Source organism: Vibrio sp. C8 (assembly GCF_054051265.1).
Genome location: NZ_JBPAOE010000050.1, coordinates 53,172 through 75,902 on the forward strand (window position 1 = coordinate 53,172; position 22,731 = coordinate 75,902).

Here is a 22,731-nt window from a genome sequence, read left to right on the forward strand (position 1 = left end):
GTCACATGAGGTTCCAATGTCTTCTGTAGAACAGACGCAGCCTTTAATTAGTCACCTTCTTGAGCTACGCAACCGCTTATTGCACAGTATCGCGGGCGTGCTGGTTGTGTTTCTCGCTTTGATCTATTTCTCCGGTGACATTTACGAATTTGTCTCCAAGCCTCTGGTGGAACGTCTGCCGGAAGGCGCGACAATGATTGCAACCGATGTTGCTTCACCGTTTTTTACACCACTTAAGCTGACCCTGATTGTGGCTGTGTTTCTCTCTGTGCCTTATATCCTTTATCAGGTATGGGCATTTGTTGCTCCGGGTTTGTATAAACATGAGCGTCGCTTAATCTTCCCTCTGCTGTTTTCCAGCTCGCTATTGTTTTACTGTGGTGTCGCTTTCGCTTACTTCGTGGTGTTCCCGCTGGTGTTTGGTTTCTTTACCGCTATTGCATTGGGTGGTGTGGAAATCGCAACCGACATTGCCAGTTATCTTGATTTCGTCTTAGCGCTTTTCTTGGCGTTTGGTATCGCTTTTGAAGTACCCGTTGCTATCTGCTTGCTTTGCTGGACAGGGGCAACTACACCGAAGTCTTTGGCAACTAAGCGCCCGTACATCATAGTGGCAGCGTTTATTGTTGGTATGCTGCTTACGCCGCCGGATATGATTTCACAGACCTTATTGGCAATTCCAATGTGCTTGCTGTTTGAAGTCGGACTTATCTTTGCTCGTTTCTACACTAATAAAGAAGCGGATGAAGAGGAAGTGGAAGAATAGGCCGATAAGCGGTAGTGAACATCGAGATGAAAAGGAGCTTTGGCTCCTTTTTTTGTGCCCACTGGCTGAGCAAATTCTATAGCCATCACAATTTTACGATTTGATGTGTTGTTGATGGTTTTTTGCACAATAGTTTGATTTAAAACAATTGTGCTGCGATCTGCTTTCGCATTTGAAATTCTTTTGTCTAATTATATAAGCGAATTCTAATTTACCAGGAAGGTATGTTCGGAATGAAAACTATAACGATTAGACCCTACTTAACTTCGCTGCTGCTGTTATTAGCAACAGCGGCTTCACTTGTTCATGCGTCAACGGCTGATCACCAAACCTTTGAACAACTGAACGGGCCTTTTAACAAAGCGCAGGAAGTGACGAAAGCGTGTTTGGAATGCCACACCAAAGCGGGCGAGCAGATTCAGGCTTCAACCCATTGGACGTGGGAGCATGAACAGCTCAGTTCAGATGAGATTTACGGCAAGAAAAACGTCGTCAATAACTTCTGCATTTCTACTGCTTCTAATGAGCCTCGCTGTACAAGCTGCCATACAGGCTATGGCTGGAAAGACGACCAATTTGATTTCACCAAGCAAGAAAGTATCGACTGTTTGGTCTGCCATGATCAATCCGGTCAATACCGAAAATTCCCTACCGCAGCGGGCCATCCCAATTATGTCGATACTGAATGGCCTGTTGGCTCAGGGAAAATTCTCCCTGCAGTTGATTTAGCACAATCCGCCAAAAGTGTTGCGACACCAGAAGTGAAGAACTGCGGCAATTGTCATTTCTTTGGTGGGGGTGGTGATGCCGTCAAACACGGCGATATGGATTCAAGTCTTAATACAGCTTCGTCTGAACTCGATGTGCATCTTGCCAAAGAGGGCGCTAATTTGAAGTGTCAGGACTGCCATACCACCAGTGCGCACATCACTCAGGGTTCTCGCTACTCAATGAATTCAAAAGATACCTCTGGTATCGACATTCCCGGACACACTGACATGAGTCGTGCGACTTGTGAGTCTTGCCATAGTGCCTCGCCACATCAAGGTTCACGTGAAGCGATTCGCCTTAATCAGCATGCAGAAAATGTCGCCTGCCAAACTTGCCATATTCCCGAGTTTGCCCGAGAAAAAGCGACGAAAACGTTCTGGGATTGGTCAACGGCGGGCGACAAGAAACGGCCAATGACCAAAGATGAGTGGGGTAATCCACTCTACGACCCGAAAAAAGGCGATTTCGTCTGGGAGAAAAATGTGGTTCCTGAATATGCCTGTTTTAATGGCGAGATTGATTACACCACAGTGGGTGAGAAGGTTAAACCTAATGCAGATGGCGTGATTGAACTGACTAAAGTTCAGGGAACTTGTGGTGAAGAAGGAACACGCATTTGGCCGTTTAAAGTGATGAAAGGAAAACAGCCTTATGATTTGAAAAATCAACTGATGATAACGCCACATCTGTTCGGTAAAGATAGTTCTGCTTATTGGAAATCTTATGATTGGGCTGCGGCTGTAACAGCAGGTATGGCGGCGAGTGGGTTAGAGTTTGGCGGTGAGATGACGTTCGTTAACACTGACTATCACTTCCCGATCACCCATATGGTGGCTCCAGCAGAGAAAGCACTGGAATGCCAAGATTGTCATAGCAAAGATGGGCGAATGGCAAAAATTGCCGGTTTCTATATTCCCGGTCGTGATGATGCCCTCGGAGGTAATAGTCAGTATTTGTGGTGGCTGGTTGCTCTGACTGTTTTGGCAGCCGCAATACATGGCTTGTTAAGGTTACTCTCGCGTCATCCGCAAGGTAAGGAGTAGGTTATGCGTCATATGGTTTATAAACGCTTTGAACGCTTCTGGCACTGGGCACAGAGCTTACTGATTATCGCGATGATAGCGACCGGATTTGAAATTCATGGCTCTTACCAGTGGTTAGGTTTCGAAGATGCTTTGTTCTGGCATGAGTTGTGTGCCGTCACATTGATTGTGCTTTGGTTGTTTGCCATTTTCTGGCATTTCACGACAGGGGAATGGCGGCAATATATGCCAACGACCGACAAACTTTCTGATGTGGTGCGTTTCTATGTACGAGGTATTTTTCTAGGGCAGCCACATCCGTATCAGGCGACACCAGAGAGAAAGCACAATCCATTGCAGCGCTTTTTCTATCTGGGTTTTAAGCTGATATTAGCGCCATTGATTTGGGTTTCTGGTGCTCTGTTATTGCTTCACCCTATCGGTATTGAAGTCATTCCTTTGGGCACATTATCGGGGATGCATTTGTTGGTGGCGTTTTTATTTGTGGTGTTCTTGATTGGGCATATTTACATGACCACCACAGGACCTACGCCCACCAGTCATATCAAAACTATGATTACCGGCTACGAGGAGGAACATTAATCTAAGGTGAAAGGAATAAAACTCTAACTCTGGCTCAATATGAGAAAGCCCCCTTAAAAGATGAGGGGGCTTTGTTTTTACTAAAGGTTGAATAGTTTTTTGGCATTCAACGTGGTGAGAGTGTCGACTTCTTCAATGGTCATCTCACGCAGTTCTGCAACTCGTTTCGCGACGAGTTGGGTGTAAGCTGGTTCATTGCGTTTTCCACGATGAGGAACCGGCGCAAGGTAAGGACAGTCGGTTTCTAAAATCACGTAGTTAAGGTCGAGATGAGGAATCACCTGATCCATGCCACCATTTTTAAAAGTAGAAACACCACCTAAACCAAGATGAAATCCCAAATCGTTGATCGCTTTGGCTTCTTCTACACTGCCACCAAAACAGTGAAACACGCCACGCAGTGAACCATCTTGCTCTTTACGCAGTAAGGCTAAGGTCTCCTCAATGGAGTCTCGGGTGTGTATCACCACTGGAAGGTCCATCTCTTTCGCCCAGTTAAGCTGAGTGACAAATGCCATTTCTTGTTCTGCGCGATAGGTTTTATCCCAGTAGAGGTCGATACCAATTTCACCCACAGCGATGAAGTTGTGTTTATCAAACCATGCACGAATCGTTTCCAGAGTCTGATTTACGTTAGCGTCCACATAACAAGGGTGAAGCCCCATCATAGAACGGCAAACCTCAGGGTAAGCTGCTTCTGTTGCCAGCATAGGTTCGATGGATTCTAAATCGATATTTGGCAACAAAATTTGCTTGATACCTTGTTCTAAAGCGCGTTGAACAACGGCATCTCTGTCTTGGTCAAATTCGCTGGCATAGATATGGGCATGGGTATCAATCATGGCGTTGTCTCACTAAATTCTGTTAGCGGGCAGTATACGTGAGTGTGAGCATCGGGTCATTTTTTGTATTTTTCCGCAAAGGCTCTAGCACCAGAGTTTGAGAGTGATATGATTTCGCCTGAACCTGTTCCACCTGAAGTGCTTTTCTATGAGTGCTTTCTATCTGAATGGGAATCTACATATCAAATAAAGTCTGAACTTTGAATCAGACAGACCAAGAAGGAGAGTAGAGTGTCAGTATCCATCCAAGGCCAGTTCCCAGGTCGTCGTCTACGCCGTATACGTAAACACGACTTTTCTCGTCGCCTAGTGGCCGAAAACAAGCTTTCGGTAAATGACCTGATTTACCCGATGTTTGTTTTGATGGGCAAAGATCGCCGTGAAGCGATTGAATCTATGCCGGGAATCGAACGTCTGTCTATCGATCTATTGTTGGAAGAAGCGTTGTATCTAGCAAACCTTGGTGTTCCTGCTATCGCTCTGTTCCCTGTGGTTAATCAAGATGCAAAAAGTTTAGACGCTGCGGAAGCCTACAACCCTGATGGTTTGGTTCAGCGCGCCGTTCGTTTGTTGAAAGAACACGTTCCGCAAATGGGCGTGATCACTGATGTAGCCTTAGACCCTTATACTACTCACGGGCAAGACGGCATTATCGATGAAACCGGCTATGTAATGAATGATGAGACGACAGAGGTGCTGATCAAACAAGCGCTTTCTCATGCTGAAGCGGGTGCCGATGTGGTTGCACCATCAGACATGATGGACGGTCGTATTGGCAAAATCCGTGAAGCGCTAGAAGAAGCGGGTCACATTCATACTCAAATCATGGCTTACTCAGCAAAATACGCATCTTGTTATTATGGCCCGTTCCGTGATGCAGTCGGCTCTGCGAGCAATCTGAAAGGTGGTAACAAGAAGAACTACCAGATGGACCCTGCGAACAGCGATGAAGCGATTCATGAAGTGGCGATGGATGTGAATGAAGGCGCGGATATGGTGATGGTAAAACCGGGTATGCCATATCTGGATGTGGTTCGCCGTGTTAAGACGGAACTGCAAGTTCCAACCTTCGCTTACCAAGTTTCTGGCGAATACGCGATGCACAAAGCTGCGATTCTCAACGGCTGGTTGTCAGAGAAAGAGACAGTGATGGAATCTCTACTGTGCTTCAAACGCGCGGGCGCGGATGGCATTTTGACTTACTTTGCTAAAGATGTGGCACAGTGGCTGGCTGAAGAAAATGCTCAAGCGGCTCAGTTTCTAAAGTAAACCCCCTAAAATAAACCAGAAAACGAACAAGTCACTAAAGGCTGGCCATTGACCAGCCTTTTCTTTTTGAACTCAATTTAGGAAACAATAATGAAGATACGTGAAGGCAGTTTGTCTGAAGTTGTAACCGTGGTGACTGAAATTGATGAGTTCATTGTTAAAGAAAAAGAACAAAGCTTAGCTCAGCGATTAGAAGGTAAGCGCCATTTGATTCTGGTTGCGGAGCAACAAGGCCAAATATTAGGTTTCAAAATCGGTTATGAGCTCGATTCAGATACTTTCTACAGTTGGTTTGGTGGTGTTTCGCCTAAAGCTCGCAATTTGGGGTTGGCACAAAAGCTATTAGATGTGCAGGAATCTTGGGTTATTGAACAAGGATATCAACAGCTTAAAGTTAAATCACGCAATCAGTTTCCCGCTATGCTCAGACTGCTGTTAAGGAATAACTACCTGATTGAGAACTTTGAGACGTATGAACCGTTATCGGAAAGCCGTATTCACTTTGTGAAGCAGTTAAAAAATAAATGAGATTTTTTCTCATTTAGTGTTGACAGTTAAATGAGAATCATTATTATTAACTTTGTCTTAGGGAATGAGTGAATTTCATAAGGATGTGAGTGACTTGCTTTTTAAACTTGTTTAATTGCAAAGAATGAACAGCTGAATGAACGAACCTATTCTTTTTGACACGACATTGCTCACATTGCTTCCAGTGTAATTTTAAGCTTTTCGGTAGTGCTGAACGTTTTATTTCAGGCTGACCTTATATTGCTAGGCGACATCAAACGATGTCGCTTTTTTTATGCCACTTATCCACCGCACCTCTCTGGCGAGGCTACGCTCTTATATTTTTCTGTTTGGTACGGGATGTATAGTGACAAGTTTTTATTTTCAGTGATTAACCAGATTTCTCACCGTCAGAAAAATCCTCTTTTGTAAGAATTCTGTGTCAGAGTATGAAATTTCATCATTCATTTTGGATCCAGATCTCAAGGTGACTAAAAGGACACCGAGTGTCTTTTCCACAATTGATGATCGGTCGATGATCGTATTTTAAAACTTAGATCTTTTATTTTTATTTTAAAAAACAATGAATTAAATAATGTTTCGTTGCTGTTTTTTACACTTTAATAACCAGTGGATAAAATCTATGAACAGAGTTATCCACAGAACTGTTTGTGTGTTGGTGAGTAATTAGACGAAAGCGTGAACTTGAGTCTGCAAGGTAACATAGAATCCTGAACACAGTCGTGGCATCCTAGTCGCCAATTGTTTCTCATTGGACTAGCAACACTATGGCTCGCATTCCTGATAATCCGTTAATTTTGATCGACGGTTCTTCTTATTTATATCGCGCATTCCACGCTTATCCAGGCACCATGAGTAATGGGGATATTCCAACTAACGCTGTTTACGGTGTAGTGAATATGGTCCGTTCTATGATGCGCCAATTTGCTTCGGATCGTATTGCCGTTATTTTTGATGCCAAAGGCAAAACGTTCCGTGATGACATGTTTCCAGAATATAAGGCTCATCGTCCACCAATGCCGGATGATCTGCGTTGTCAGATTGAGCCGCTACACAACATTATTCGCGCAATGGGTTTGCCACTGCTTTCTATTGAAGGTGTGGAAGCGGACGATGTGATCGGTACCTTGGCTTCTCAGGCGTCACAAGCGGGCATGCCGGTACTTATCAGTACGGGTGATAAAGATATGGCCCAGTTGGTGGACGATAACGTCACTCTTATCAATACTATGACCAATGTGGTTATGGATAGAGAAGGCGTGATTGAAAAGTTTGGTATTCCGCCTGAGCTGATTATCGATTATCTCGCGTTAATGGGTGATAAGGTCGACAACATTCCGGGTGTACCGGGTGTGGGTGATAAAACCGCAACGGCGCTGCTACAGGGTATTGGTGGTCTCGATGTGCTCTATGAGAACCTAGATAAGATTGCTGACTTAGGTTTCCGTGGTTCTAAAACCATGGCGAAGAAACTCGAAGATAATCGTGACAACGCGTACATGTCTTACAAGTTGGCAACCATTAAGCTCGATGTTGAGCTAGAAAACACTCCTGAATCTCTGCACAAACAAACGCCGGATCGTGATGCTCTGATTGAGCTTTACGGAAAAATGGCATTCAAATCTTGGTTATCTGAACTGCTAGAGGGCGGTACCGGTGTTGTTGAAGCTGTTGAGAAGAGTGGCGATAGCGCATCCACAGCGTCTGCTGCGAGTGTCGCACTTCAAGCTGATACCTCTGCAGTGAAAATTGACCGCAGTCAGTATCAAACCATTCTCGATCAAGAAACGTTTAAAGCGTGGTTGGAGAAACTACAATCAGCAGAGCTGTTTGCATTTGATACTGAAACGGACAGTTTAGACTACATGGTCGCTAACTTAGTCGGCGTGTCGTTTGCTGTGGCAGAAGGCGAGGCTGCATATGTTCCGGTTGCTCATGACTATCTTGATGCACCAGAGCAGCTCAGTCGTGAATGGGTACTTGAGCAGCTAAAACCGATTTTAGAAGATGAGTCAAAACATAAAGTTGGCCAGAACCTTAAATACGATGCGAGCGTACTTGCTCGTTATGGTATTGAGATGCGCGGCATTGCGCACGACACTATGCTGGCCTCTTACGTCTACAACAGTGTGGGCGGTAAGCACGATATGGACAGCTTGGCGCTGCGCTTTATGCAGCACAGCTGCATTTCGTTTGAGCAAGTTGCGGGCAAAGGTAAAAACCAGCTGACTTTCAACCAAATCGATTTAGAGCAAGCGGCGCCATACGCAGCAGAAGATGCGGATGTGACTCTTTGTCTCCACAATCGCTTGTGGCCGTTAATTGAGCAAGATGAAAAACTGCTTTCTATCTACCGTGATATTGAAATGCCACTTGTTCCTGTGATTTCGCGTATTGAGCGTACGGGGGTGTTGATTAATGACATGCTGCTTGGTACTCAATCACAAGAAATTGCTCTGCGTCTTGATGAGCTAGAGAAGAAAGCGTTTGAAATTGCTGGGCAAGAGTTCAACTTAAGCTCGCCAAAACAGCTGCAAACCATTCTGTTCGATCAGATGAAGCTTCCGGTTGTGAAGAAAACGCCTTCAGGCACACCATCAACCAACGAGGAAGTGCTGCAAGAGTTGGCATTGGATTACCCGCTACCGGCTGTGATCTTGGAATATCGAGGTTTGGCGAAGCTGAAATCGACTTACACCGACAAGCTTCCTAAGATGATTAACCCAACAACTGGGCGCGTACATACTTCTTATCATCAAGCGGTAACGGCAACAGGTCGTTTATCTTCAACCGATCCAAACTTACAGAACATTCCAATTCGTAACGAGGAAGGTCGCCGTATTCGCCAAGCGTTTATTGCTCCGCATGGCTGGAAAATTATGGCTGTCGACTACTCGCAGATCGAACTGCGCATTATGGCGCACCTGTCAGGTGACAAAGCACTGTTGGAAGCGTTCCAGCAAGGTAAAGATATCCATGCGGCAACGGCTGCTGAGATCTTGGGCGTCAGTATTGATCAGGTTAGCAGTGAACAGCGTCGCCGAGCGAAAGCGGTTAACTTCGGCTTGATCTACGGTATGAGTGCATTTGGTCTGGCTAAACAACTGGGCATTCCACGTGGTGAAGCACAAACCTATATGGACAGATACTTCGAACGCTACCCTGGCGTGATGCAGTATATGGAAGATACACGTAGTGCGGCTTCTGAGCTGGGCTATGTTGAAACCATCTTTGGTCGTCGTCTTCACTTACCGGAAATCAAGTCTCGCAACGGTATGCGTCGCAAAGCTGCGGAACGTGCAGCGATCAACGCGCCAATGCAAGGAACCGCTGCGGACATCATCAAGAAAGCGATGTTGTTAGTTGATGAATGGATTCGCGAAGAGGGTGATGGTCGTGTGAAGCTACTCATGCAAGTACACGATGAATTGGTGTTTGAGGTTAAAGAGTCAGCTTTATTCGAAATTGAAAGTAAAGTACGAGATTTAATGGAATCTGCCGCTTCCCTTAAAGTGCCACTGGTTGCCGAAGTCGGGCATGGTGACAACTGGGATCAGGCACACTAATCACACAGAACCGCTTAAAAAACGAGATAAACATGAGCCAGCGCACAATTGCTGGCTTTATTTTTACCTATAAAAAAATAAACGCATTTCAAATGGTTATGTAGCTTAATAAAAACTTAATGAAAAAAAATTACAAAAGTGGTTTTCATTTCTGACCAATTGTTGTACATTAACTTTCGTAGGGTACAGAGGTAAGATGTTCTATCTTTCAGACCTTTTGTTTCACGTTATTGGATTAGGCTGATTCAGCCGCCCCAGTCTCCTTTTGACTGGGGCGTTTTTTCTTGTGCGCTACAAAACTTTTCCTATAGGTAAATTGCCTTTCTTTAGCCAAAAATCTTCTGAGCTTTTCTTCTTTTACTACCGATCTCTACACAGTGTTTTCGTGAATTCTAAAGTCAGTTTCGTAATTTTATATCAGCACAATTGATGACTCTTTTTAGAGTAATGATTCTATAAGTGGTTTTGTAACCATCTGATATTTAATAAAAATAAAGTGAAGCTAATATGGGAGGGATTTTTCGTGATCAAGCCATATTGTTTTTACAAGGCGTTTGGGGAATGCTAAACCGCATAACAATAACGATTAGCTTTTATTCTCTCCATTCCCCCACTTAGGTGGGGATTTTTGTATCTGCCACTTTTAAATAGCAAAAAGCCCCGCCAGTTGGTAGGGCTCTGTTTCTGAGAAGGTAAAATCTTTCTATTTATTCTTCTTTAGCTTGTTCTTCTTCAGCATCTTGCTGTTGGTCTTCAAGTACTTCTTCAACCAATTGCTCAGCAAGTGCCGGTGCAAACCAAGCATCAAGCTTAGCGCGCAGAATATCAACGCCAATACCGCTCAATGAAGAGAAGCCGTCAACACTTACGTCGCCACCAAATTCTTTCGCATCATTACGGATTTTCAGAATCTGCGCTTTACGAGCACCGCTCTTTAGCTTGTCCGCTTTAGTTAGTAGTACCTGAACAGGGATACCACACTCAACCGCCCATACAATAAGTTGTTGGTCGAGATCTTTCATCGGGTGACGAATATCCATCAAAACAACCAAACCTTTCAGGCATTGGCGTTTTTGTAAGTACTCACCTAACGATTGTTGCCACTTCTTCTTCATTTCTAGTGGAACTTGAGCAAAACCATAGCCCGGTAAGTCAACAATGTGGCAACCTTCGGTCACTTTAAACAAGTTAATTAACTGAGTTCGTCCTGGGGTTTTACTGGTTTTTGCTAGGCTCTTCTGATTGGTTAATCGATTGAGAGAACTAGATTTGCCAGCATTTGAGCGTCCTGCAAACGCAATTTCGATACCTTCGTCAACTGGAAGATGGCGAATGTCTGGTGCACTGGTAATGAAATGCGTGTTTTGATAATGAATTTTTACGCTCACTGTTAACTCCATCTCGACTTTGTGTAGTCGATTGATTACTTTTTTGTGAAATTGTGTAAAATAACCGTGCTCGGCATAAGGTCGCCAATTGTACCACAGTGGTACTGGAAGCTTGATTATTATAAATGGAATGTCATGAATAAATTAGCGCTAATATTGAGTCTTTTAGCCAGCTGCTCCGTATGGGCCCAAGGCAGCATAGAAGCTGGCAAAGCAAAATCCGAAACGTGTGTTGCCTGTCACGGTGCTGATGGCAACAGTCTAATTACAACTTACCCTAAACTTGCTGGCCAACACGCTAAGTATATTGAGAAGCAGCTAAAAGATCTCAAACTTGGTGCGACGAGTGCTGGTAAACAAGGCCGTTACGACCCTGTAATGAGTGCTATGGCGATGCCACTTAGCGAAGAAGACATGTCTGACTTGGCCGCTTACTTCTCTTCACTCCCTATCTCTTCTAACTCTACACCTGAAGATGTCGTAAGCACGGGTAAAGCACTATATACAGCGGGTGACGCATCTCGTGGTCTAACAGCATGTATCGCATGTCATGGTCCACGTGGTAATGGTACAGAACTTTCAGGGTTCCCTAAAATTTCTGGTCAGCATGCTGATTATGTTAAAGCTCAGCTGATGAAATTCCGCGATGATTCTCGTGGTAATGACATGAACGCTATGATGCGTGATGTTGCTAAGAAGTTAACTGATGCTGACATCGAAATTTTGTCTAAATATGTTGGTGGTCTGCACTAACGAAGCCTAGCCAAGTTCGAGCAATGTTGTAAACAACCCTGAAGTCCGCTTCGGGGTTGTTGCGTTTTAGGGCCAAACTTTCTTCTCTAATCATGGTTCCATAAAGGCTCATTATCAGAAATGGCTGATGACCTTGTGAGACATTTGCCATGCTGACTGCTTATCTTATTGTTAACTTATTCTTAACTGATTGATTTGTATGGTTCTTGATTGAGGTTGATAAAATTGGCTTAAAAATTAGAGCTAGATCCATTGTTTAAATGCTTTATCGGCGTAAAGTTCTCGTGTCGGCAAGATGCTGACAGAGGAACTCAGACCATGAAGGTCTCCAAGGAGCAGGTAGGGATAGCTTGCATTCCGGAAAGGGACAGACAATAAGTAGGATGCTTATTGGGATAAGGATGGTCACCTCGTCTAAAGGTAAGACAGTGTAAAGGATCGAGCAAAGGACCGCTTTGCTACAGGAAGTAACATTTGCTATAAAAAGTAGCGACATATGCTATATAAAGGTAGCAATCAGAAGGAAGGCCAAAATTCATCAGGATGATGACAAAACACACTTTTTGGCAGGGAAAGCACTAAAAACAAATGGAATATTGGTGTACCGAATCGGTACGACCCACTTTTTGTCACATACGTGACGACTTAGAAAGCGATAGTTAACTCTATCGCTTTTTTTATTTTTAACTAAATTGTTGAAAAAATGTTCGTCTACTCTCCACTCTGGCGTCAGTTTCTGGTATGTTTCGCATCCCCCGTTAAAGGATGCCGAAATGCACAACTGCCCTCTATGTCACAGTGATAAAACCGCTGCGTATTTTGAAGATAAATATCGAGAGTATCTTCAATGTCAGACATGTCAGTTGGTATTTGTAAACCCGCAGCACCGTCTAAGTGCTGAGCGTGAAAAAGCGTTTTATGACTTACATGAAAATGATCCAAACGACGCAGGCTATCGTCGCTTTTTATCTCGTGTATGTGATCCTATGCTTGAAAGACTGGCTCCAGATTCGAAAGGGTTAGATTTTGGCTGTGGTCCCGGACCAACACTCTCTTTGATGCTAGAAGAAGCGGGTCACGACGTGGCTTTGTACGATATCTTCTTTCATCCAAATGAACAGGCGCTACGGACAGAATACGATTTTATGACTGCTACAGAGGTGATTGAACATTTACATCACCCAGATACTGTGTGGCAGCAATGGTTGAATTTGGTTAAACCCGGAGGCTGGATTGGTCTAATGACCAAAATGGTAAAAGACAGAGATGCTTTTGCTAGTTGGCACTACAAGAATGACCTCACACATGTGATCTTCTTTAGTCGCGCCACATTCCAGTTTTTGGCTGAGCGAGATAAGCTCGAACTTGAATTTATAGGCAACGATGTAATTTTGCTGAGGAAACCCCAGTAATGTCTAGAGAAAAGAAAACTAAAACCGGTATTAACGGCGATCTCATTTTCGCACGTAAACACAACCGTAAGAGCGACGAAGTGGAAGGTCGTGAACGGAAGAAAGTGAAGAAACACAAAGGATTGAAAAGCGGTAATCGCCACTCTGAAGGTAAGCAACAATCTGAAAGAGCGGCAGCGCAAGCTCGTGACCCTCGTTTAGGTAGTAAGAAAAAGATTCCTTTGATTGTTGATACTAAGAAACCAACAAAACAAGAGCGTCGTATTTCGGCTGAGAAAGAGCTGGAAATGCTAGAGAATGATGCTCAGCTAAACGTATTGTTGGACCGTATCGACAATGGCGAGAAGCTGGGTGCTGGTCTGCAAAAATACGTGGATGAGAAATTAGACCGTATTGAAATGTTGATGAAGCAGTTGGGCATCTACGAAGAAGAGCTTGATGTTGAAGACGATCAAGACGAAGAAGATCAACTTTCTGCTAGTAAACAACCAGCGCCGAAAGCGACTAAACGTCAGCCAAAATCAGATGATGATTACCTGTCTGATTTCGAAAACCTCGATCTAAACGATTATAAAGGCTAAGGATTTTCAATGAACGTAACCCTATTAGCAATAGTTGGCGCTGCGATCATTGTTGGTCTGGCATCTTATGCTGGCTACCTTCTGCTGCAACTGAAAAAGCAAAAAGTGTTGCAGCAGCAACATCAGTCTCTGGCTATTGAAAAGCGCAATGCAAACATTTTCGAAAGTGTAAACGTGTTGTGCATGGCAGGTATTCAGGGACAATGTGACCTTTCTGAGATCAGTATTCGCGTTTACTGCATCATGGATTATGTGCAAGGCGAAGACCGCGTTGATTTTGAAGCTGAATACCCTGCGATTTCTGAGCTGTATCATATTGTCAAAGATATGCCTCGTGGTGAAGCTCGTCAGGGATTAGCGAAGCAAGAACGCATGAAACAAAATCTCACTCGTCAGAAGGCTGAAGGCCGCTTGAATGACGCCATCATTGAAGAACTGAACGCGTTGAAAAAACGTGTTCAGCCACTGAGTAATCAAATCGCTATTCAAATGGTGTGATAAATCGTTCATCTGCTAGTAAGTGATCGCGCTAGCAGATTCGAACATTTTGTCGCTAAATTTAATTTTGCTGCCCGCCGCTTTTCATGTCGTGTGGCAAAATACATCTATTGATACTAGGTCAAAAGACCCTAAATAACGGAAAGAGTCACTATGTCGTCGCAAGTCGTACCGAGCCAGCAGATCGTTTGGGATCAGGCTGTTTTAGACAAGTACAACTACTCTGGGCCTCGCTACACGTCTTATCCTACTGCAGTAGAGTTTCATGAAGCTTTTACTATCGCAGATTATGATAGGGCATGTGCACAATACCCAGAGCGACCGCTGTCACTTTACGTTCATATCCCATTTTGTCACAAGCTTTGCTACTACTGTGGCTGTAACAAAGTAATTACTCGTCATTCGCACAAAGCGGATGAGTATCTGGATATTCTGACTCACGAAATTCAGCAACGCGCTTCATTGCTGCAAGGGCGTCGTGTTACTCAGTTGCACTTTGGTGGCGGTACTCCGACTTTCTTGAACAATAAACAAATTACACGCCTGATGACGTTGCTGCGTAGCGAATTCTTCTTTGACGATGATGCGGAAATCAGCATTGAAGTCGATCCGCGTGAAATTGAACTGAGTGTTCTTGATCACTTGAGAAGCGAAGGTTTTAACCGTGTGAGTATCGGTGTTCAAGATTTCAATAAAGAAGTTCAAGCTCTCGTTAACCGTGAGCAAGACGAAGAGTTCATTGTGCAGCTTGTGGAACGCGCTAAGCAGTTAGGTTTCCGTTCTACCAATCTAGATTTGATTTACGGCTTGCCTAAGCAAACGTTAGAGACGTTTAGTCAAACTCTCGAAAAAGTTCTGGAGATGAAACCGGGCCGTTTATCGGTGTTTAACTATGCACACATGCCACAGCTATTTGCTGCTCAGCGTAAAATCAAAGATGCCGATTTGCCGTCAGCTGATGAAAAGATGGCAATTTTGCAGCACTCGATTTCAACCTTAACTGATGCTGGTTACCAATTCATCGGTATGGACCATTTCGCATTGCCGGATGATGAACTGGCGATTGCCCAGCGTAATGGTGTTTTGCATCGTAACTTCCAGGGTTATACCACTCAAGGTGAATGTGATTTGGTTGGTTTTGGTGTGTCTGCTATCTCAATGATTGGCGACGCGTACGCGCAGAACCAAAAAGAGCTGAAAAAGTACTACGAGCAAGTGAATGAGATGCGCCATGCCTTATGGAAAGGTGTGAGTTTAGATAGTGATGACTTGCTACGTCGTGAAGTGATTAAGCAGCTTATTTGTAACTTTAAGCTGGATAAGCGAACTATTGAGCAGCAGTTTGGCGTTCGATTCCACCAATACTTTAAGCATGATTTAGCGTTGCTTCAGACCTTCATTGATGATCAACTGGTTGTGGTGGATGACCAGTATATTGAAGTTACTCTTCGTGGTCGTTTGCTGATTCGTAATATCTGTATGTGTTTTGACAAGTATCTGCGTCAACGTGCTCGTCAGCAGCAATTCTCACGCGTGATTTAACGTATAGATAAATCGACGGACAGAGAACAAAATAAAAGCCAGCTTAGTTGCTGGCTTTTGGCTTTCTGGAACACGTTTTAGTTTGTTTCTAACAGGCTTAGCGCCTTACGAGTAACATCGTGAGCAGCATGAGTCATGTTCTGATGTTGCAAAGCATCAGCTAAATAAGCGTAATCGGAAACACTAGAGCGGAGCGATAAGGCTTTTTCAAGATGTCCCTGTGCCAGCTTCCATTCCTGTTCGCGGAAATAGAGTTGTCCGAGAGCACTGTGTGCTTCTGCGTTGCTGTCGTTTTTCTTCACTGCATCTTTCAGCATGACAATTGCAGGATAGCGGTCACTAATATTGAGTTCAGGGATCAAAGCATAAAGTTCAGGCGTTGCCTGCTTCTTCAGATTCTCTTTGATTAAGGTGAAAGCTTCATTGTCAGCTTTGCGTTTGATCAGTTGTTGAATCAAGGCATTAACTAATGCTGGTTCTGCTTTTAGTTTTCGCGCTAAACCGTTCCAGTGTGCAAGCAGGCCTTCTGTACCTTTTTGGCTAGCAATCGATTCTAGAGCGCCGCACTGAGCCGTTAATGTGAGTTTTTCTGCTTCTTGTTCTGTTAGGCGTTTCGCTTTCACTAGTTTAGGCAGAAGTTCGAGCAGAGGAGCCCACTCTTTTTGCTGCAAGTAAGCTTGCTTTAACAAGTTCAAGATGATGGTGTTATTAGGATGCTGACGCTGCAAAGTTGTCAGTGTTTGCGTTGCTTTGTCGTAATCACCATCGCTGATTTGTTGCTTCGCTCTGGTTAGCTCAACGGCTAAGGTCGCATTTTCTTGTTTTGCAGCCATCTCTAGGTAGCGGTCGCGTTTTTCACGGTCACCCATGCCATTTGCGGCTTCGGAAGCCACAAGATAGCAGAGCAGAGGCATATCGTGGTGGCTTGCCCAACGTGTTACTTTTTTCTCTGCCTGCTTCCAGTCACCTTCGAGTAACTTGATGATACCTTGGTTGGTATAACGACGAGAGCGGCGCTGTTTACGGATACTGAACCAATTCCAGGTTGTGAAGCTCATGTAGAAGAATTTCTTCACAATAAACTCAAGCGCGAACAGCGCAGCCAAAGCGCCGATAACAAAGATAACCAGAGTTGTAACGCTCATCTCAATGGTTTTATTAGCTATTGAGATGAGAACATAACCTTGCTGCCCAGCGTATTGAGTGCCTACGAACAGCCCCGCACCAAGGACAACGAAAAGAAAGATTAAACGAATCATTCTTTGTCCTCCTTAATCACCGAAGTCACTTCGCGTCGTAAGCGCTCACTAATCACATCAGACAACTGTTTTTGCGTTTCCAGTTTTACTGGGTAATCAACCTGAACCTTTTGTTCAGCCAGTTTAGCCAGTGTAGATTGGAAGGTTTGTACTGTGTTGTCATTTTGATTAAAGAATGACGTTGACCACTCTTGAGCTGTTTTTAGCGAGGTGGTGTAGATCTCTTGCTGTTCAACATAAACAGACTTAATTGCGGTTTCCAGCTTCGCCTTCACGTTTTCTTTCAGGTAGAAATGTTGCTCAGGAGAGAGTAATGGAATCACATTGCCATCACGGGTGCGGAAAGTGATGAAGTTTTCTGCGAAGTCCTTCAGTGAGGTCATCAAGTTGTCTTGCCAGTTATTGATGTCATCTGAGACGACTTGTTGTGTCTCTTGGGGTGCGTCAGGCAAGATCGCGTTTGCCAGAGGTAAGGTATCGACTTGTTGTTGCAGGCTAATCAGACGAAGAACCAGACCATCACGGTCAATCAGAGGAACGGATTTTAGTTTGGTAATGTCATTCGCCATTGCTTTACGCAGTGGAGTTAAACTTGGGTCATTCAGTGAAGCAATACGCTGATCGGCACTTTCCATCAACTGGGTTGCACTTTCTACATCGTGTTCAAGGAACAGCTTGCGTCCGGCCAGTTTCACTAAGTAGTCGGCTTCTGCTAGTAGCCAGTCATTAGGGCGACGGCCTTTGACGTCAGCCATGGCTAGCTGCAAGCTTTGGATACTTTTTTGCTGCTGTTCAAGCACGGTTTCTGCGCGATGAGTAATTTCAGTCGCTTTGGCTGCTGCTTGTTGGGTCACTTCTGCAAGCTGAGAATCAACGGCGCTGCGAGTTTGATTTAACTCGGAACGCAGTGCTGCAATTTGTGCTTCGTACTGCGTTTGTTGTTGCTGCATCTGAATTGCAAGACCACCGCCTAGCAGCGCGGCAAGAACAATGGCAACGGTTGCCAGTTTTGTTCCTTTCTTGCTTTGCTTGTCTAACTTATTCATTTGCTCAGCATTGGATTTTACGTTGTCTTTTTCTGGCTTAGGCTCTGTTGGTTTGATCTCCGGAGAAGCTTCTTGAGTTGGTGCGGTTTCCGCTTTTGATTGTGCTTCTTTTGAGTCCGTATTTGACGAAGTAGAGTCTGACGAAATTGAGTCAGACGAAGTCTCAGTTGGAGCAGCAGTAGAAAGTGTTTCTTGGTTTTTTTCCGGTTCTGATTGCGGATTATCTTTTTTACTTGTCATTGCTGAGAGTCCTGTTTGTTATGGCTGGAGAGCGGCCACTAAATCTTGGTTCGCTGCACTGCGAGTAACAACGATGTGTTCAAATCCCATTGTTCTTGCATCATTGGCGATACGTTCGCTTGGTACCAATAGCTTCAACTGATGAGCCCACGACGCTATTGCAGGGTTATCTAGTTGAGACATAAAAAAAGCCAGTTGATGACCGCTGGTAATAATTAGGGTATCAACGTTTTGCTGTTGCCATTGCTTGCAATAAGCACTGGCGTCAAAAGGCAAATCTTTACGTTGATACACTTCTTTGTAGGCCACCAAAGCGCCTCGTTCACTCAGTGTTTCATGTATCAGTTCACGTCCGCCGTTTCCGCGCAAAATAATAATTTTCTGCCCAGAGACTGATTGTAGTTCTGCCAGTTCAAGCAGGTGCTCACTATCACTGACGTGAGGGTAGTTTACTGATTGTCCGGTGACTTTGCTTAAAAGGTGTGCTGTTTTTTGACCAACGGCAAGGTATCTTGTTGATGTTGCCCAATTTGATTGCTGTTGTCTCAAATGTTGGTCACTAAAATCAACAGCGTGCTGACTGACCGCAATGATGGTATCACATTGCTTTATATCGGGAAGAAGGTGAGGCAGGTCGGTACCTGCCTCGATAGTCATTAGAGGATGGTGTAGGGCGGTGAGACCCACATTTTCGAGTTGTTGGCACAACTCTATGCCTTGCGCCTCGGGACGCGTTACCAATACCGCCATCAGTTACTTAGCCACCATCTATTATTCTGCTGTCAGAGTTTATTCGTGTTCAGCGTAAAGCTTAGTGAGGATCTCTTTGGCACCTTGATCGAGAAGTTGGTGAGCAAGTTCGATACCTAAACTTTCGGCATCTTGGCGAGCGCCTCGGATTTCACCGCGAACAATGGTTGTGCCATCCGGCTCACCGACTAAAGCGCGCAGCCAAAGTTCATCACCCTCAAGAAGAGCATAGCTGCCGATAGGTACCTGACAGCCACCTTCCAATGTCAGGTTCATTGCGCGCTCACACTTCACACGGTCAGCTGTATCAAGGTGGTTAAGCGGTGCCAGCAGTTTTAGCAGACGCTCATCATTCAGACGACATTCAATACCAACTGCACCTTGTCCAACCGCTGGAAGTGATTGTTCTGGTTCAATGAAGCTACGAATTCTCTCTTCTAACTCAAGGCGTTTTAAACCTGCGGCTGCAAGAATGATCGCATCGTATTCACCAGCATCTAATTTACCTAAGCGCGTTCCGACGTTGCCACGAAGCTCTTTGATGATTAAATCTGGGCGAGCTTCTTTTAGCTGGCATTGACGACGTAAGCTACAAGTACCAACCACCGCACCTTGTGGTAATTCATCGATAGAAGCGTAAGTGTTTGACACAAAAGCGTCGCGAGGGTCTTCTCGTTCGCAAATAGTCACTAAGCCAAGGCCTTCAGGAAACTCGACAGGCACATCTTTCATTGAATGCACCGCTAAATCTGCGCGATCTTCCAACATGGCAACTTCCAATTCTTTTACGAATAGACCTTTGCCGCCTACTTTTGCTAGTGGTGTGTCTAGAATGATGTCGCCTTTCGTTACCATGGTTACCAATTCAACTTCGAGACCCGGATGGGCAGCTTGTAGAGCATCTTTTACATAGTGAGCCTGCCATAAAGCCAGTGGGCTTTGACGAGTCGCGATTCGAATAGGTGTTGTCTGTGTCATGGTAATCCTGATAAAAATATAAGTTTGAAGGCAATTGACCTAGAAGATTTACAGGTTCCTAGTCTACCACTGGAAAAAATAAAGTTTCACTACTAGTTCTTTGTCTTGTGCTTGTGGTGTTTTATTACGAAAAAAGGAGGAGTAAGTGTGACGAGTGACACTCTATATTGACGGTTCTATTATTTACTTACGGTGGATAGTTACAACGCTTATTTGACGGGCTTTCAAGCCATCTTATTCAATAATACTTTAGTGTGACATAGTACCAAGAACGCTTTACCAGTGCTGATTAAAGTGTTAAATTGATCACGTTTTAATGGCGCTTTAGTGTGAAATGCAACCAAAGTGCGCATTTTTGTTTCAACCAAGGACCATACCTTGCAGGCTTACACACATACGTTAATCCAGAGATTAGACAAGTTAAACCGGCAACGCATTCAGCGTGCGCTGGCTCTTATGGATTTGCAAAGTCAGCGAGTATTCCACCTGATCCCCGCTTTATTTCACTACAATCATCCGCTTATTCCAGGTTATTTCAGTAACGAAGTTCCATATGGCATTCAATGTTTTGAACTTAATGATGTTCAGCAACAGTTTGTTAGTGACGCGGAATTAACGCTAAACCAACCTTTGAAAACAACAGAACACCCAGAAATTTTGGGTCTGTATACCATGGGCAGTACATCGTCTATTGGTCAAAGCACGTCTAGTGATTTGGATATTTGGGTATGTGTTAGCTCTTTGATGGGTTGTGAAGCGCGTGAACGTTTAACCAATAAGTGTTTATTGATCACGGATTGGGCTAAGAGCCAAGGTGTAGAAGCAAACTTCTTCTTGATGGATGAGCAACGATTCCGCTCTAAACAATCAGACGCGATGACGGGCGAAAACTGTGGCTCGTCACAACACATGCTGTTACTGGATGAGTTTTATCGCTCGGCAGTACGTTTAGCTGGTAAGCGTCTTTTGTGGCAAATTGTGCCGCCAGAGATGGAAGAGTGCTACGACGAATATGTCACTCAGCTGTGTTCAAAATCCTATATCGACTGCTCAGAATGGATCGACTTCGGTCAGCTTAACCATATCCCTGCAGAAGAGTACTTTGGTGCGAACTTATGGCAGCTGTATAAGAGTATCGACTCACCGTACAAATCGGTAATGAAGGCGATACTGCTAGAGGCATATTCGTGGGAGTACCCACAAACTCAGTTATTGAGTGTCGACAGCAAGCGTCGTTTCTTTGCTCATGATCCTGACCTCTATAGTATGGACTCATACTATCTGATGCTGGAAAAAGTGACGCGTTATCTGGAGCGTATCGGTGACGATACTCGCTTAGACTTGGTGCGCCGCTGTTTCTATCTCAAAACTCATGAAAAGCTGTCTCGTGAGCCGGGTGTCGGTTCTGTTGAGTGGCGTCGTGAGGCTCTTGGTGAATTGACTCAACAATGGGGATGGTCTCGCTCTGTGATTGAAGAGCTGGATAACCGCCGCCATTGGAAGGTTGAGCAAGTGAAAGTGGTTCACCACTCACTACTTGACGCATTGATGCTTAGCTATCGTAACCTGATTCAGTTTGCGCGCCGTAATGACATTACATCGGCAATTAGCCCACAAGATATTTCGATTCTGGCGCGTAAGTTATACGCGGCTTTTGAAGTTCTGCCGGGCAAAGTTACCTTGCTAAACCCACAGATTTCTCCTGACCTGCATGAGCCAGACTTAACCTTCATCGAGGTGAGTAAAGGCCGAACTAACAAAGCAGGCTGGTATCTTTATAAGCAACCAATCGAAGCGCACCGCATCATTGGTCAGCCTTACCTAGAGCACAACGAATACCTCAGTAAGCTCGTCGCTTGGTCATTCTTTAACGGCATGATCACCGAATCGACGCGTTTGCACTCTGTGGTTCGCGGCGCTCATCTGGATATTGATAAGTTCTACCAGATGGTGAGTGATTTGCGGAATACCTTCTCGCTGCGTAAACGTCGCCCAACGATGCAAGCATTGGCGAGCCCGTGTGAAATTAGCCAGTTGGCGATGTTCATCAACTTTGAAAATGACCCTACTGCGGATTTAAGCGGTAAGTCTTTGAAAGTTGACTTGAAGAACGCGGATATTTTCAGCTTTGGTGCAGAACAGAAATGTTTAGTCGGCAGTGTCGATCTGGTGTACCGAAATTCATGGCAAGAAGTGCGTACCCTACACTTTAAGGGTGAAACCGCTATGATGGATGCCCTGAAAACGGTACTCGGTAAAATGCACCAAGACGCTTTGCCACCAGAATCGGTGGATGTGTTCTGCTACAGCAAGAACTTACGTGGCGTGATGCGTAATCTGGTCTATCAGCTACTGGCTGAATGTATCGATTTACGTTTGAAACCAGTTGAGCAAGAGAAGCGTCGTCGCTTCAAAGCGTTGCGTATTGGCGACCAGATGTACGGTCTGTTCTTTGAACGTCGAGGTGTGTCGGTACAAAAACTTGAGAACTCGGTGGATTTCTACCGCAGCATTTCATCCAACAAGCTGAAAGGCTCACCGTTGTTGATGCTTGACCGTGATGAAGATTATCAACTGCCTGATGTGGTTGATGGATTTGCCAGCGAAGGTTTGGTGCAGTTCTTTTTTGAAGATACAGAGAAGGGCTTCAATATTTACGTATTAGATGAAAACAACCGCGTAGAAGTTTATCACCAATTTAACGGTGAGAAAGATGAGATGATCGCCAGCGTGAACTCATTCTACACATCAGTTCGTGATGATAATGAACTGGCTTCTCAGCTGATCAACTTCAATTTGCCTCAGTATTACCAGATTGTTCATCCAGTAGAAGGCGAAACATACGTTGTGCCTTATCGTAACGATTCATCGCTTTATTCCCGACCATCGAAAGCGGTCAACGGGTAACGGTTGTCAT

The 22,731-nt window shown here is 44.6% G+C and carries 19 protein-coding genes; 13 read left to right on the forward strand and 6 right to left on the reverse strand.

Features of this window, described 5'->3' with window-relative positions:
- Window positions 1–16: 16 nt before the first annotated feature.
- The 3 genes from tatC (at window position 17) to ACRQQK_RS17890 (ending at window position 3,162) form a co-directional block, all read left to right on the forward strand.
- Window positions 17–766 (forward strand): twin-arginine translocase subunit TatC, encoded by a 750-nt coding sequence (tatC, locus tag ACRQQK_RS17880; RefSeq protein ID WP_457513654.1) that lies wholly within the window; start codon window positions 17–19, stop codon window positions 764–766.
- Between the two features lie 233 nt (window positions 767–999).
- Window positions 1,000–2,580 carry a tetrathionate reductase family octaheme c-type cytochrome gene (locus ACRQQK_RS17885; RefSeq protein WP_457513656.1) on the forward strand — a complete coding sequence of 527 codons (1,581 nt, stop codon included), beginning with the start codon at window positions 1,000–1,002 and terminating at the stop codon, window positions 2,578–2,580.
- Window positions 2,581–2,583: 3 nt separating this feature from the next.
- Window positions 2,584–3,162, forward strand: coding sequence for a cytochrome b/b6 domain-containing protein (locus tag ACRQQK_RS17890; protein WP_457513658.1), 579 nt, complete (start codon window positions 2,584–2,586; stop codon window positions 3,160–3,162).
- 80 nt (window positions 3,163–3,242) lie between these two features.
- On the opposite strand, the gene ACRQQK_RS17895 is transcribed toward ACRQQK_RS17890, so the two are convergent.
- Window positions 3,243–4,004, reverse strand: coding sequence for a TatD family hydrolase (locus ACRQQK_RS17895; RefSeq protein ID WP_457513660.1), 762 nt, complete (start codon window positions 4,002–4,004; stop codon window positions 3,243–3,245).
- A 231-nt stretch (window positions 4,005–4,235) separates the two neighbouring features.
- On the opposite strand from ACRQQK_RS17895, the gene hemB reads away from it, so the two are divergent.
- From hemB to ACRQQK_RS17915, 4 genes are all read left to right on the forward strand, one after another.
- Window positions 4,236–5,273 (forward strand): porphobilinogen synthase, encoded by a 1,038-nt coding sequence (gene hemB / locus ACRQQK_RS17900; protein ID WP_042487945.1) that lies wholly within the window; start codon window positions 4,236–4,238, stop codon window positions 5,271–5,273.
- A gap of 90 nt (window positions 5,274–5,363) precedes the next feature.
- Window positions 5,364–5,801, forward strand: a complete 438-nt coding sequence (locus ACRQQK_RS17905; RefSeq protein WP_457513662.1) for a GNAT family N-acetyltransferase — start codon at window positions 5,364–5,366, stop codon at window positions 5,799–5,801.
- A gap of 767 nt (window positions 5,802–6,568) precedes the next feature.
- Window positions 6,569–9,367 (forward strand): DNA polymerase I, encoded by a 2,799-nt coding sequence (gene polA / locus ACRQQK_RS17910; protein ID WP_457513664.1) that lies wholly within the window; start codon window positions 6,569–6,571, stop codon window positions 9,365–9,367.
- Window positions 9,368–9,563: 196 nt separating this feature from the next.
- Window positions 9,564–9,611 carry a hypothetical protein gene (locus ACRQQK_RS17915; RefSeq protein WP_438356636.1) on the forward strand — a complete coding sequence of 16 codons (48 nt, stop codon included), beginning with the start codon at window positions 9,564–9,566 and terminating at the stop codon, window positions 9,609–9,611.
- Window positions 9,612–10,074: 463 nt separating this feature from the next.
- Here the strand turns inward: ACRQQK_RS17915 and yihA are convergent, their stop codons facing one another.
- Window positions 10,075–10,755, reverse strand: a complete 681-nt coding sequence (yihA, locus tag ACRQQK_RS17920; protein ID WP_457513666.1) for a ribosome biogenesis GTP-binding protein YihA/YsxC — start codon at window positions 10,753–10,755, stop codon at window positions 10,075–10,077.
- A gap of 135 nt (window positions 10,756–10,890) precedes the next feature.
- On the opposite strand from yihA, the gene ACRQQK_RS17925 reads away from it, so the two are divergent.
- The 5 genes from ACRQQK_RS17925 (at window position 10,891) to hemN (ending at window position 15,541) form a co-directional block, all read left to right on the forward strand.
- Entirely contained in the window at window positions 10,891–11,508 is a 618-nt protein-coding gene (locus ACRQQK_RS17925; protein WP_457513668.1) for a c-type cytochrome, read from the forward strand.
- Window positions 11,509–12,281: 773 nt separating this feature from the next.
- The gene (locus ACRQQK_RS17930) at window positions 12,282–12,920 is read left to right on the forward strand and encodes a class I SAM-dependent methyltransferase (protein ID WP_457513670.1); all 639 of its coding nucleotides are present in this window, start codon (window positions 12,282–12,284) and stop codon (window positions 12,918–12,920) included.
- A complete protein-coding gene (yihI, locus tag ACRQQK_RS17935; RefSeq protein WP_457513672.1) occupies window positions 12,920–13,501 on the forward strand; it encodes a Der GTPase-activating protein YihI in 582 nt (193 codons plus the stop codon). Before ACRQQK_RS17930 ends, yihI begins: the two co-directional genes overlap by 1 nt.
- Before the next feature lie 9 nt (window positions 13,502–13,510).
- Entirely contained in the window at window positions 13,511–13,999 is a 489-nt protein-coding gene (locus ACRQQK_RS17940) for a DUF2489 domain-containing protein (RefSeq protein ID WP_457513674.1), read from the forward strand.
- A 153-nt stretch (window positions 14,000–14,152) separates the two neighbouring features.
- Window positions 14,153–15,541 (forward strand): oxygen-independent coproporphyrinogen III oxidase, encoded by a 1,389-nt coding sequence (hemN, locus tag ACRQQK_RS17945; protein ID WP_457513676.1) that lies wholly within the window; start codon window positions 14,153–14,155, stop codon window positions 15,539–15,541.
- Between the two features lie 77 nt (window positions 15,542–15,618).
- Here hemN and ACRQQK_RS17950 read toward each other — a convergent pair whose 3' ends face one another.
- From ACRQQK_RS17950 to hemC, 4 genes are read right to left on the reverse strand one after another with little or no spacing between them, the layout of a single operon-like run.
- A complete protein-coding gene (locus tag ACRQQK_RS17950; protein ID WP_457513678.1) occupies window positions 15,619–16,800 on the reverse strand; it encodes a heme biosynthesis HemY N-terminal domain-containing protein in 1,182 nt (393 codons plus the stop codon).
- On the reverse strand, window positions 16,797–18,086 hold the full coding sequence (locus tag ACRQQK_RS17955) for a uroporphyrinogen-III C-methyltransferase (RefSeq protein WP_457513680.1): 1,290 nt from the start codon (window positions 18,084–18,086) through the stop codon (window positions 16,797–16,799). The genes ACRQQK_RS17950 and ACRQQK_RS17955 overlap by 4 nt, the downstream gene beginning before the upstream one ends.
- 18 nt (window positions 18,087–18,104) lie before the next feature.
- Window positions 18,105–18,836: a uroporphyrinogen-III synthase gene (locus tag ACRQQK_RS17960; RefSeq protein WP_457513682.1), complete on the reverse strand. Its 732-nt coding sequence runs from the start codon at window positions 18,834–18,836 to the stop codon at window positions 18,105–18,107.
- A 39-nt stretch (window positions 18,837–18,875) separates the two neighbouring features.
- Entirely contained in the window at window positions 18,876–19,814 is a 939-nt protein-coding gene (hemC, locus tag ACRQQK_RS17965) for a hydroxymethylbilane synthase (RefSeq protein ID WP_457513684.1), read from the reverse strand.
- A gap of 378 nt (window positions 19,815–20,192) precedes the next feature.
- On the opposite strand from hemC, the gene ACRQQK_RS17970 reads away from it, so the two are divergent.
- A complete protein-coding gene (locus ACRQQK_RS17970) occupies window positions 20,193–22,721 on the forward strand; it encodes a class I adenylate cyclase (protein ID WP_457513686.1) in 2,529 nt (842 codons plus the stop codon).
- Window positions 22,722–22,731 lie beyond the last annotated feature (10 nt).